Genomic DNA, 12,973 nt, shown 5'->3' on the forward strand with positions numbered 1-12,973 from the left:
ACAAAGCCTTAAACAAATAATAAATCGCTAGATTTACTAGTCAAACAAATCGCCTAGTTTCTCGAAGAAAGATTTCTTTTTGGGCGACTGATGATGTTTACTATCACCATCTAAAGTATCTTGGAACTGACGCAACAAGTCTTTTTGCTCGCGCGTTAAGTTGACTGGGGTTTCAACCATAATACGGCAGATTAAATCACCTTTCATTGTGGTGCGTACAGGTGTTACCCCTTTACCACGCACACGCAGTAGCTTACCACTTTGCGTACCTTCAGCAACCTTAATTTTTACTTTACCATCTAGAGTTGGAATTTCAACTTCTTTACCTAACGCCGCATCAGTAATGCTTACGGGCACATCCATATATAAGTCAGCGCCTTGGCGCTTAAACACAGGATGTTCTTTAACTCGCACTTCAACGTATAAGTCGCCATTTTGCACGCCTGCACCGCCCGCTTCACCTTCACCAGCTAAGCGAACTCTATCGCCGTCATCCACCCCTGCCGGAATAGATACTTCCAAAGTGCGAGATTTATCTTTAACACCGGTACCATGACAATCGTTACATGGATTTTTGATTTCTTGACCAGTGCCACCACAGTTAGGGCAGGTTTGCTGTACCGCAAAAAACCCTTGCTGCATACGGACTTGACCATGACCACCACAGGTACTACAAGTTTGGATATCAGAGGCATTTTTAGCGCCTTTGCCATCACAGGTTTCACAAGGTGCTGGGGCACTAAAGCTGATTTCTTTTTTACAGCCTCGTACCGCTTCCTCTAATGTTAACTCAATAACGTAACGTAAATCTGAGCCACGGCGCTGACGACCGCCACCACGTGTTTGACCGAAGATGTCACCGAAGTTGCCAAAGATATCACCAAAGATATCTTGGAAGTTACCTGCACCCGCACCGCCAAATCCGCCGCCGCCCATACCATTTTCGAAAGCAGCATGGCCCATACGGTCATAAGCAGAACGCTTGTCACTATTACTTAACACTTCATAAGCCAGTGAGGCTTCTTTGAACTTCTCTTCCGCATCTGGGTCATCAGAATTACGGTCTGGGTGGTACTTCATCGCCAACTTACGGTAGGCTTTTTTAATCTCACGCTCATCTGCGCTTTTATCGATGCCTAAAACTTCGTAAAAATCTCGCTTACTCATGGAGGCTCCTATCAATATGCCAATTTGGTTTCACGTGAAACACTGCTAATAATCATTAACAATTGGCATTAAATTCGTTGTACCCGCTAAGGATTTAAATAATTCAAAGAATAAATATTACTTTGCCTGTTTAATGGTGACAGACACCTCATTTATCAAGCGGTTATGATAAAATCGCTGCATAATCCCAGTTATTATATTCAATTGGCGGCCGCTTTTATGAAAACTTTAAAATTTGTCTTAGTAACCTTAATCTTTCTCGCCATTGCAATATTTGCCGGCTCACCTTATTACACTGCCTATCAGCTAAAAAAAGCTTATGATGCCAACGACGGTACAGTTTTAGTCAATCATATCAATTTTGACCAACTGCAGCCGAATATACAAAATCAGTTGACCAGCAAGTTTGCAAACACTTTACAGCAGTATCCCTTGGTCGCAAAGCTGGGTGGCGATGCCCTCACTGATGCCGCCGATGAATTCATTACCCAGTCAGTGAATAAAGCCGTGACTGCTGACAATATTAGCCAATTAATCGAAACCCAAGGGCAAGCCAATCAAGCGACCAAAGAGCTTGCCGCTGCATGGGCAATTGCTAGTAATAAAGTGGATCTGCAGCGTTTGATTCAAGATATCATTGTGCAGCGCGGTGATATAAATGCGGTTATAAAAAATCAGATGCAAAAAATTATGAGTTCGCAATCAGCTGAGCTTGAAAATCATGTAGAAAGCGGAGAAGACACTGCCAAACCTAAATTGTCCTACTGCGGCATCAATTGTTTCACTGTAGCAGGTCAAGTAAAGGGTTATCCCTTAACCTTACAAATGCAACGCGAAGGCTTAATCGATTGGAAAATTGTTAATGTGGTATTGCCGTGAGCTATATATCATTCACTCTCTTATTTAAGCTAACTCTATTTAGGCCAACAAATATTAAGGGTGGCTTTATTTCGTTTTTAGCAATCTACAATACAACGATATCCAGTGCTCGATACATAAGCTATCGATTCCTAATGTAATACTATTTTTATTCTTGAATTTTCTTTTGTCCTTTTTTCAAGAACTTCGCTTTTCAGTATCTATACAAACGTAGCATTCTTACGATCAAGTTATTAATTCATATTCAATCTTCTAAAGTAATGTTGAAACCAGCAGGTTTGGGTAGTAAGTTTGAAATATTTAGTTATACTAATTCGAATATTTAATTTTTATTATCAAATGACTTTCAATTTATTGAGTAAGAAAATGTTTACCATTCAAATTCAATAAATGTAGCCTATAAATGGATTATATAAAGTATGAAACATATAGAGTTTAAGGGAACAGGTGGCGAGTATTTTAAAATATGGATTGTCAATGTCTTATTGTGCATACTTACATTGGGCATTTATTACCCATGGGCAAAAGTACGTACCAATCGATATTTTTATGCCAATACCACGTACTTAGACCGCTTTTTTGATTATCATGCGACAGGCAAACAACTCTTTTTAGGGTATCTCATTGCTATGTTTATATTGATAGTCATCGTCATTATTAACCAAGTTTTCCCTATGGCTGGATTTATTCTACCTATTGTTATTTTTGCGGTTATGCCATGGATAATTTGGCGAAGCTTAAAGTTTACCATGCGAGTCACCAGCTTTAGTAATGTACGCTTTAGCTTCAAAGGTGCGTTAAAAACGTCCTACTTTATCTACATGTTAATCCCTGTCGTAGGTTATTTGGCCGTTGTATTACTTATTTTAGGTAGCTTATTCCCTCTGATGCAATCGATTGAAGGCGATGGATCTATACCTGTGGCCGCCAGCACCCTCATCGCAGTGGTGGGAGTCGTTGCCACCCTTGGACTCGCCATTTATTTGGGTGGTTTATTTACAAAAAAAGCCGCTGAATATCAGGTGGGTCAAACCAAATATGGTCAAGGGAACTTCTTTATTGATATCAAAACAGGCACATTTGTCAAAATTGCGTTTAAAACGGCGCTAGTCGCCATTGGGTGTTATTTGGTACTTGCTGCGTTATTTGCGGTTATATTTTCTTCTACGATGGCAGGTGGCTTTGATCCTGAAGCAATGGCCAATGAGATGGCGACAGCGAGCGCAAGTCCCCTATTAGCCATAGGGCTTGTGTTGGTATATTTCGGCTTTATCGCTGCTGCTTTGTTAGTCGCGGCCTACTCTTATAGTCGCCAACGTCAATATATATACGACAATACCACATTAGATAAAGCGATCAGCTTTAAGTCGACGGTTAGCGCCAAACGGTATTTCATAGTATTGCTGACCAATATGTTACTGACTATTGTTACCCTAGGGTTGGCACTGCCTTGGGCAAAAGTACGTGTGGCACGCTACCTTGCTGAAAACACATGGATAGAAGCTTCAGACATGGATGTTAATAGCTATTTGACTCAAAAAGAGAAAGAGCAGTCTGCTATTGGGGAAGAGATTGGGGATATCTTAGATATTGATATGGACATCGCGCTATAAACTAATTATTTTAAGTGGTCTTCTTTTTGAGCGGTATCCCAGTAGTGTATTCTAGCTTGATAAATGGTTATATTGAGTGATAACACATCATAATGAATGCGGGATACTGCAAACTGCTGCGAAATACTATACTGTAAGTACAATGATAGTGAGACTATAGGTAATGAGTACTTTAATAGCAGGCAAATGGTATCCAGAAAATAGTTCAAGTCAGTATTATGCTACTCTAATTGTAGACAACGTCGACTATGCGTTGCAAATAGCCCCTTATGAACACAACGGCAACGTCATAAAAGACCATAAGCTAACGGGTCAGTGGTCTCAAGTCAGTATCAATGAGCGCTTAGGTAATACCGAACGTAAATTGATCTTGGCGGATGGCTCACTTTTTACCACTTTGGATAACGACGCTATAGATATCTTGATTCGTCGTGATATTAATAGCAGTGCAGGTTCAAAATGGAATCTACGCTTACACCAATATGAAACAAAAATGAGCAGTGTCTTAATGATGCTGGGCTTAACGGTCGTGTTTGCTATTGGTTTTGTAAAATGGGGGATACCATTGACCAGCCAAGCCGTGGCTCATGCCCTACCTCAATCGACAGCTGAGTATATTGGCAAACAGTCATTACAGGTTATCGATCGCTATTTTTTACAACCTACTAAACTAAGTGACGCGGAACAACAAAAAATTAGCTCTCGTTTTGAAACCCGCCTAAAACCGTTGGGTGGTAATGACAATATCCATTATCAGCTCCATTTTAGAGAGATGAACATAGGGAGCATGAGTCTGCCAAACGCATTTGCGCTACCCTCTGGTGATATTGTATTGACCGATAAATTTGTCGAGTTAAGTCATAATGACGATGAGATAGATGCGGTACTATTGCATGAAATGGGGCATGTGGTTGAACGTCATAGTCTAGAGATGCTGACCCAAAACTCATTCACCACTATGATTGTCATGTTAGTCTTGGGTAACCCTGATGGTATCAGTGAGCTTGCTACCGGCTTGGGAACAGCGCTGGTATCAAATCACTATTCACGTCAATACGAAACGGAAGCGGATGAGTTTGCGTTCAAAAAGATGCTTGAAGCAGGTATTAATCCCCAGGCTTTTGTCGCTATTCTAAGCCGCATGGAGGATTACTCTACTGGCGACAAAGAAAACGATACCACAGCCAAAGATGACAGCCTATCTGATTTTTTATCTACTCATCCAAATACCCAGTTGCGAATTGAAATGGCAAATAAATATAGCAAATGCTTCGATCAGGGATTAACTGTTTGTGACTAATCCTTTTTGTGACTAATCCTTTGACAGTGGCGTTTTTATATAGACAAGTATTTATGCCACAGTAAGTCGTGACGAGCAGAATAAGCTACCTTATCTTTATGGCTTACTTAATGGCTTGCTTAATGGATTAGATTGAGCAGTTAAAAACTGGCAACTTCTTCTTCGGTCAAGAAGCGGCTGTCACCTTTATCTAATCCTTCAAGCGTAATACCGCCAATGCTGGCACGATGTAATTCAACCACTTTATTACCAAAATAGCCCATCATACGTTTTACTTGATGATATTTACCTTCAGTTAATATAAGTCGAGCATGAGTCTCATCGATAAATTCTAGGATAGCGGGTTTGGTCGGCTCGTAATCGCCATCTAGTAAGATACCCTGAGCCACTTTTTTGACCACTTGCACTTGTGCCTCTTCGTCCATAGGATCAGCTAAGGTCAATTCATACACTTTCTCATGCAAATGACGGGGACTGGTCACACGGTGTAGCCAACTGCCATCATCGCTTAAGATTAACGCACCCGTGGTATCTACATCCAAGCGACCTGCGATACGTAAGTTACTAAGCTCTGGCACAGCGATAAGCTCAGTGACAATTGGGTATTCTTTTGGCTTTAGGGTACATTCAAACCCATCAGGCTTATGCAATAAAATATAGCGGCTACCAGTCGCTACAGACAAAGGCTCACCGGCCCACATTACTTCATCATTGAGTACATCGACATGCACACTGCCATCTTTAACCACTTCATCATTAACCGAAATTTCGCTGGCATGCAGCACTTTTTTGGCTTCTTTGCGCGACAGCTCGGTGGCCTTACTAATAAATTTGTCTAACCGCATTTATGGTATCCTTTGTATATTACTAATATTGTGTATTTCTGATATGTTTGACTAATATATAGTATGAATTGATATTGACACACAGTTTACCACACCCCTAGCTAATGCAATTTATCACTTTAGTATTTTTGACTGATTCAACTATGACTTATCAAACATTATCCAAGCCTGTCACTGCCCAACTAGACATAAAAAAATCGCAGTTTATCACCTACGCATACCCTGTCCTAAGTCGTGAAAAAGCTATGTTTCACGTGGAACAATTGCGTGAGAAGTATCCCGATGCCCGTCATCACTGCTGGGCATACATTATTGGCGATCCCAATAACACCACTAGTGCAGGGTTTGATGATGATGGTGAACCTAGTGGTACGGCAGGTAAGCCTATTTTAAATGTTTTACAACATAAAAATCTTGGCAATATCATTATTATCGTTGTACGCTATTTTGGCGGTATTAAACTGGGTGCAGGCGGTCTGACTCGGGCATATTCCGGCTCTGCTCAAGCCGTCGTTGATGCGGCTTATGAGTTAAATAGACTAACTCCCTATGTGCCTATGGCCCATATTCAGATTGAATCAGATTTTGCCAATGAATCGCAAGTGCGCTATGTGGTTGAAGATATAGGTGGCGCGATAATCGATATGGCTTATAGTAAGACGGTCACTTTAACGGTAACGCTACCTGACAGTCAGGTCGATACGCTAAAAGAAAGGCTGGGGATATATGGAGAGATTCTTGATCATGAATCAGGGTTATAATCTAACGGTTCTAAATTGCATAATAGAGACGCATCAAAATGAATAATAAAAAGCAGGACTTAGACCCGTCTGATTTTAAAGCGCCTGATTTTAAACCGTCTGATTTTAAACCGCCCGTATGGTTAAGAAACCCACATTTACAGACCATATTGCCTAGATTTATTATGCCAGAGTCGCCGCTTTATCGTCGCGAATTGGTATTGGATTCGCTGGATGAAAGCGAGGTTGCCTATGATTTCTGGGATGGCATAGAGGTTCGAGAAAGCGAAGTTCGAGAAAGTAAGATTGTTGATAAGCAAATTAGGGACAAAGAAGTTATTGTCAAAGAAGTTGCAACAAAAGAGACTAAGGCCGGCTCAAACACCAATCCGTCAGACACAAACTCATCAGATAGATTAAACACGCCTTTAGTCGTGCTATTCCATGGTATGGAAGGCAGTAGCCAGAGCCACTATGCCCGAAAACTAGCGCACTATGTGCATGACCAAGGCTGGCACTTTGTAGTAGTGCATACTCGAAGTTGTGGCGGTGTGGCGGTAAAAGGAGAGCGTCTGTATAGCGCAGGCGATACTCTAGAGGTGCATCATGCCTTGCAACAATTAACAGCTCGTTATACCACCATTTATTGTGTAGGTGTATCGCTTGGTGGTAATACGCTTGCTAAATATATGGGTGAATATGGTGATCAAGCCCTATGCCAAGCGGCCGCTATTTTTTCAGCGCCTTTAGATCTATCCTCTGCCGCTACCGCTATGGAGAATTTTTTGGGTCGTAAAGTTTATACCCCCTACTTGCTCAACCCTATCGCAACCAAAGCGCTTCAACTGACCCTGAGCGAGGCGCAAATACAAGCGATTAAGACCAGTCGTAATATTGGTGAATTTGATAGTGTGTTTACCGCACCCTGCTATGGCTATCGTTCAGAAAATGATTATTATCACCAAGCATCTGCTATGCCGTATTTGCATTTAATCACTAAACCGACGCTGATTGTGATTGCAAAAGACGATTTCTTCTTAGGAGTGTTGCCTTCTCAAGGTGACGTATCAAAACAGGTGTCGCTGTATACGCCCGAATATGGCGGACATATTGGTTTTCTGCGTTGGAAGAATAAGCAGCTTGATGCCACTTGGTTTCCAGAAGTGAGCATGCAATTTTATCGTGCTGTTCTGAGTCAATTAGCTATATTTTAAAATTAATATTCAAAATCAATCTAAAAACCTACACACAATTGAGTTTCGGAGAAAATAATGCAGAAATCTTACCTAATATGTATGATTGCTATTTCAACTATTGGATTAACTAGTTGCCAAACGTCTAAAAACTTACTCAACGGTTTTACTAGTGGTACGGCCAATGTAGCAGAACTACCCGAATACAGTACATCCAGAGTTCAATTTGTCATATATGATGGGTATGGCATGTTTATAGCCTCGCCCAACTCAGCTAACGTAAAAATTGATGGTAAATCTTTAGGTGTCGTAGCTACTAGATTTGTAAGCCCTCTCTTTAATGAAGAAGATAAACAAAAAATAAGCGCCAGCAATTTAGGTATGCCAAAACCTGATACTAACAGTAAACCTGTCAATGTGGTTGAACGGTATGTTAATCCTGACGAGCAAATCTATATCAAATACTCAATGGGCAATAACAATGGCACCACTCAAAAAAACTGCAGTCTTAACGGCAACTTTACGCCAAAATCTAATACCGATTATCGAATTACGGGAATGTCAGATCGAAAAAGCTGTTTTATGGTTTTAGAAGAGTTTGAAAAAAATAAAAATGGTCAAACTCAACTTAATACAATTAAATTTGATTGACTACCTTAAATTTAGTTTTCTAATACTTAACACTAAAGGGTTTTGTGGTTTCTATAATACAAAGCTCACTAAGTTCGTTAGGTTGCTTTGATTAACAAACAATAGTCAAAATCTATAAAGTTACGATTTAATAGCAGCATATTAGGAAGCTCTCACGGACACAACGATGCTAATACCAAGTTAACAACAGGTAACTCTATGACTTCTGAACAAGCGTCACAGTATTCAAACTTTTATCCACAACCCTTTAATCCGCCCTTTTGGCTAACTAATCCGCACATTCAAACCATCCTACCTAAGTTCTTTGCTCCCAAAACACCAAATTACAGACGTGAAATTTATCGCGACTCGCTCAGTGAAAGCGATGTGGCCTACGATTTTTATGACGCGAAACCATTAACGGATGAGTCAAACCAACCGCAAGACACGCCATTAGTCGTATTGTTTCACGGTATGGAAGGTAGCAGCGACAGTCATTATGCTCGTGCCTTAGCGCATCATATTCATGCTCAAGGGTGGCACTTTGTGGTGGCACATTTTAGAAGCTGTGGTGGTATTCCTGCCAGCGGACGCACGTTTTATAACGCTGGGGATACAGCAGAAGTACACCATATGCTGCAAACACTAAGCCAAAAATATGCCCATATCTATGCCGTTGGCGTATCGCTAGGGGGCAATGCGTTGGCTAAATATATGGGAAAATATGGAGATGAGGCGCTGTGTCATGCAGCAGTAGCCATTTCTGCTCCTGTAGATATGTCTTCTGCAGCGATGAATATGCAGCGCTTTTTGGGACAAAAGATTTACACCCCTTATTTGCTTAATCCTATTATCAGAAAAGCATTGGCTAACGAAATTAGCAAGGATGAGATCAAAGCAATTAAATCTGTGGCTAAAATAAGTGACTTTGACCATATTTTTACCGCACCGCGACATGGCTATCGCTCGAATAATGATTACTATCGCCGCTCCTCTGCTCTGCCTTATCTAATTGATGTGACAAAGCCACTGTTATTGATTAGTGCCATGGATGATCCCTTTATAGGATTTACGGCCACTGACAATGACGTGTCTGATTTTGTCACCCTAATCAACACTGACCATGGTGGTCATATTGGCTATCTACGTTATTTGGCTGATCAGAGAAGTTTTGACATCAATTGGATTCCAGAAACGAGCAGTGCTTATTTTAAATTCGTGGGTATCAATGATTTTGATATTAATTAGTTTAAAATCAGCAAAACACTTTGATAGGTTGCTAAAAAATTATATTGATTGTAAGTTTATGACGGTATAGACAGGCAAGCCACTGTAAAACACTATTAATTTAAAGCATAATCGCAATACAGCTCACATTCATAATTGTCATTCGATTGACCCTTATCCTTCAACTTTTGAGACGCTTTTATGTATCCTTTTTACCGATATACCAAATCTATTATTAAAGCGATTGCCGCTACTAAAAAAGGCGAGACCATTGACCTAGAAGACACGGCAGAGATTCAGATTCGGTGTAGCCTAACCGATATTGACAACTTTATTGAGATGAATAATGGACGGGTGCTCACATTATACGATTTTGGTCGTACTGACTTTGCTATTCGCTCTGGACTGGGTAAAAAATTGCTTGAAAAGCGGTGGGGTTTGGTGGTTGCAGGCAGCACCATTCAATATCGCAAACGTATTCGTCCGTTTGATTTAGTGACAATTAAGACGCACATCGCTGCTATTGATGAGCGCTGGGTCTATATGGAACAGTCTATGTGGGTCAAAGGCAAACCGTGCTCAACCGCTTTATTGCGTACTGGCGTGACCAAAGGCGGCAAGGTGATAGACACTCAAGAGATCTTAGACGCGCTAGGTCAATCTGATTTAAAATTGCTTGCGACGGGATATGTGGCGGAATGGATTGAGAGTGAGGCAGATAGACCTTGGCCGCCTAGGAGTTAGGGTATAAAGATATGAGATCAATAGGTTATATTTAGTACCTATTTGGAAAAGTCATCAATAGTGTTCAAGACAACCTCCTTCTTTTAATGCTATATAGACCTCTTTCAACTCACCTAAAATTAAAGGTGCCATTTCATTGTTTTTTATCATTAGCCAAGGAATATGTGAGCTTTTCCAATCCAGATATTTAAACCAAAATCCTGCTGGCCATAAAGAATTCCCATATATTTTTTTGTTCGGAAATATTAAATCGAGTCTTTCTTTCGTTTTTAATAGATATGGACTGTCTTTAGACTCTTTTTCAGAATTTAATTTGATACCAATATAAGGATTACTAAAGTTTGATACTTGAAATTCAAAACTAATATAAGCTCTGTCATTATCTTTAATTATTAGGTTGATTTGCTCATAACTTTTGCCTGCACCAATATTATCGATATCAAGTTCATACTCGTCGTTATACTTAAATTCGTCACTGTTATCAAAAGCTTCAATTAAGTCTTTTTTGAGTTTTTTGATAAATTGATGTTTCATTGTTTCCATTGAGTTTGCTACTTTAAAGCTTGCTTCAATTGTATCAGAGCTCTGTTGCATAATATCTACAACCATATTACTTTCATTCATATCTTCAATTCCCATAAACTGTACCTGAATAAATTTTATTAATTGTGCTAAAAATTCATTTACATGTTGGTTATGAGATTCTAATCGGCAAGCATTCAACCATTGGATTAGCTCACTATATTTTAAAACACTAAATAGCCCTCTCTTCTTCCAATCATTAAGCAAGTATGATTGAACACTATTTTCACTTGGCATGTCGCTGTATTCATTTAAATAAATAATATGCCAGTTATTACCATGTCTATTTTCAAGCTCAGTTGCATAGTCTTCAAGTTGCTTATTTTGGTCAGTTGCATAGGGTTTGTTCTCTATACATAGGCCATAAGTTTCGCCATTATCTTCATAGTTTAAATATATATCCATACGTCTAAAGCTACCACTTTTCCAATTTAGCTCTTCAATCGCAACATTGATTTTGTCAGTATGATTAACAAATGAATTCCAGAATTTCTCACTTTTCGTGTCTGACATACAGTATTTAAAAAATAAAACTAAGAACTGCTCTTTTTGTCCGTGACTCCCTATAGGATTTAATAAATCAGCTAATATACGACTCAAACCCAATTCACTAGTATTGATATAATTAAAAATACTAAAATCAGGAGCTAATTGGCGACTATAAAGAGTTTGAGCCGTTTTAAACGCTAAAGTGTTTTTTAAAATATCTTCTATTAAGTTTTTTACTTGTTCCATTTAATATCTTCCATTATAAGATAAAGCCTATGCTTTAAGGGAACGACGTTGCAACTGCCGTAAGGTGTGCCCAGCACTCCAAAAACTATGCCTATTATCAAGCTACGGTGCCGTGCATATTGCGTCAAACAACCTTTAGCTTTAAGCTCGGCAGTAAAATTACATCATAGTCACTTGTATTAAAAAAAGCTTAACTTACGTTTTATGATCAGGCCTATACAGCGATAAAATGAAATAAGTAAATAATCCTATAAATATTGATAAAGCTAATAATACTAAGACATAATCGAGCTTAACAGTTTTCTCTATGAGATCTTGAATGAAATGAACCATAAAAAACAACCCGCCAGCAATCATACCGATGTGTAATCTGGCTTGTTTAGGTTTTTCGACATTCTGTCCAGTAATAAAACTCACGACTGATGTTAATATTTCGTCAATCATATATGACATTCGCTCCCTATAATATTAGTTATGAATAAAATTTTTCCTTTGTAAAGTGATGTTCTTTCAAAGAATACACTTATATTTAATACACACAATCATTAACAGTTGCTATAGGGTGCGCCCTGTTCACCAGTTTAGCAGCCAAGCTTAATTTAGTACATAAATTGTCGCCTCGAAGGAGTCCTTTAACCTTGATTCTAGCGAATATACTGGATGATTGAGTAAGTTATGAAGGTTTGGTTGGGCATGCAAATTTAAGCAAGATACTTGCCAAAACTTAGGCATCGCCTCACGAAAACATACAGACAGTAGCGATCAGCGATTCCACCTACGCAAACAACCGCTTTAACCAATTCCAAAACCCCGTCCCTTTAGAGTTATGCTGAGTAGATTCCCCATCAGGGAAAGCACCTTGTAGCGCCCCACAGGTCGGATACTGTACTTGCAACTCGGCCAAATAATCAGCTTGACTTTTATCGCCTATAAATCCATCTAAAATGCCAGCCTCTTTACTGGCGCCGCAATGCTCAGCTGGTCGATTCCAACCTGGATTATCAGGGGCTAGGATAGGCTTACCAAGCGTTATGATGTCATTATGGCAGGTAACTCGTGCAATCGCATAAACTCGATAATCAGAAGGTCGTGCACCATCATAAGTATCTGCTAAAGCGACAATCAGGTCATGTGGTTTCACATTACTGGGATTGAAGGTGGCCTCCAGTTGTTGCGGAGCTGTTTTGGTGAGCTTATCTAAGTCCGAGCCATATACAAACTTGGTGTCAGAAAGGTGTAATAAATAACCTGATTTATCTGAGGTATCAGGGCAAACGCACACTTTTTTAAAAAGAAGTGCGAAAAAGGAGCAAATCGA

12 protein-coding genes are annotated in these 12,973 nt (G+C 39.6%); 8 read left to right on the forward strand and 4 right to left on the reverse strand.

Annotated features, from left to right (window positions below; genetic code table 11):
* Nucleotides 1–36 precede the first annotated feature (36 nt).
* The gene (gene dnaJ / locus QZ265_RS06185; protein ID WP_296404451.1) at nucleotides 37–1,167 is read right to left on the reverse strand and encodes a molecular chaperone DnaJ; all 1,131 of its coding nucleotides are present in this window, start codon (nucleotides 1,165–1,167) and stop codon (nucleotides 37–39) included.
* A 219-nt stretch (nucleotides 1,168–1,386) separates the two neighbouring features.
* On the opposite strand from dnaJ, the gene QZ265_RS06190 reads away from it, so the two are divergent.
* The 3 genes from QZ265_RS06190 (at nucleotide 1,387) to QZ265_RS06200 (ending at nucleotide 4,959) form a co-directional block, all read left to right on the forward strand.
* A complete protein-coding gene (locus QZ265_RS06190) occupies nucleotides 1,387–2,046 on the forward strand; it encodes a DUF2939 domain-containing protein (protein WP_296404453.1) in 660 nt (219 codons plus the stop codon).
* A 419-nt stretch (nucleotides 2,047–2,465) separates the two neighbouring features.
* Nucleotides 2,466–3,659 (forward strand): YjgN family protein, encoded by a 1,194-nt coding sequence (locus QZ265_RS06195; RefSeq protein ID WP_296404454.1) that lies wholly within the window; start codon nucleotides 2,466–2,468, stop codon nucleotides 3,657–3,659.
* A gap of 163 nt (nucleotides 3,660–3,822) precedes the next feature.
* Nucleotides 3,823–4,959 (forward strand): M48 family metallopeptidase, encoded by a 1,137-nt coding sequence (locus QZ265_RS06200; RefSeq protein WP_296404457.1) that lies wholly within the window; start codon nucleotides 3,823–3,825, stop codon nucleotides 4,957–4,959.
* A gap of 140 nt (nucleotides 4,960–5,099) precedes the next feature.
* On the opposite strand, the gene QZ265_RS06205 is transcribed toward QZ265_RS06200, so the two are convergent.
* Nucleotides 5,100–5,804 (reverse strand): pseudouridine synthase, encoded by a 705-nt coding sequence (locus QZ265_RS06205; RefSeq protein WP_296404458.1) that lies wholly within the window; start codon nucleotides 5,802–5,804, stop codon nucleotides 5,100–5,102.
* 143 nt (nucleotides 5,805–5,947) lie between these two features.
* Between QZ265_RS06205 and QZ265_RS06210 the strand changes: the two genes are divergently transcribed.
* From QZ265_RS06210 to QZ265_RS06230, 5 genes are all read left to right on the forward strand, one after another.
* Nucleotides 5,948–6,565: a YigZ family protein gene (locus QZ265_RS06210; protein WP_296404459.1), complete on the forward strand. Its 618-nt coding sequence runs from the start codon at nucleotides 5,948–5,950 to the stop codon at nucleotides 6,563–6,565.
* Nucleotides 6,566–6,603: 38 nt separating this feature from the next.
* Nucleotides 6,604–7,758 (forward strand): alpha/beta fold hydrolase, encoded by a 1,155-nt coding sequence (locus QZ265_RS06215; protein ID WP_296404460.1) that lies wholly within the window; start codon nucleotides 6,604–6,606, stop codon nucleotides 7,756–7,758.
* Between the two features lie 57 nt (nucleotides 7,759–7,815).
* Nucleotides 7,816–8,388: a hypothetical protein gene (locus QZ265_RS06220; RefSeq protein ID WP_296404461.1), complete on the forward strand. Its 573-nt coding sequence runs from the start codon at nucleotides 7,816–7,818 to the stop codon at nucleotides 8,386–8,388.
* A 198-nt stretch (nucleotides 8,389–8,586) separates the two neighbouring features.
* On the forward strand, nucleotides 8,587–9,615 hold the full coding sequence (locus QZ265_RS06225) for an alpha/beta fold hydrolase (protein WP_296404462.1): 1,029 nt from the start codon (nucleotides 8,587–8,589) through the stop codon (nucleotides 9,613–9,615).
* A 180-nt stretch (nucleotides 9,616–9,795) separates the two neighbouring features.
* Nucleotides 9,796–10,338 carry an acyl-CoA thioesterase gene (locus QZ265_RS06230; RefSeq protein ID WP_296404463.1) on the forward strand — a complete coding sequence of 181 codons (543 nt, stop codon included), beginning with the start codon at nucleotides 9,796–9,798 and terminating at the stop codon, nucleotides 10,336–10,338.
* Between the two features lie 54 nt (nucleotides 10,339–10,392).
* Here the strand turns inward: QZ265_RS06230 and QZ265_RS06235 are convergent, their stop codons facing one another.
* Complete coding sequence (locus tag QZ265_RS06235; protein ID WP_296404464.1) at nucleotides 10,393–11,655, reverse strand: PD-(D/E)XK nuclease family protein; 1,263 nt, start codon at nucleotides 11,653–11,655, stop codon at nucleotides 10,393–10,395.
* Between the two features lie 775 nt (nucleotides 11,656–12,430).
* The coding region (locus tag QZ265_RS06240) for a hypothetical protein (protein WP_366513664.1) at nucleotides 12,431–12,973 on the reverse strand (543 nt) is incomplete at its 5' end.

The organism is Psychrobacter sp. (assembly GCF_018260395.1).
Classification (GTDB): domain Bacteria; phylum Pseudomonadota; class Gammaproteobacteria; order Pseudomonadales; family Moraxellaceae; genus Psychrobacter.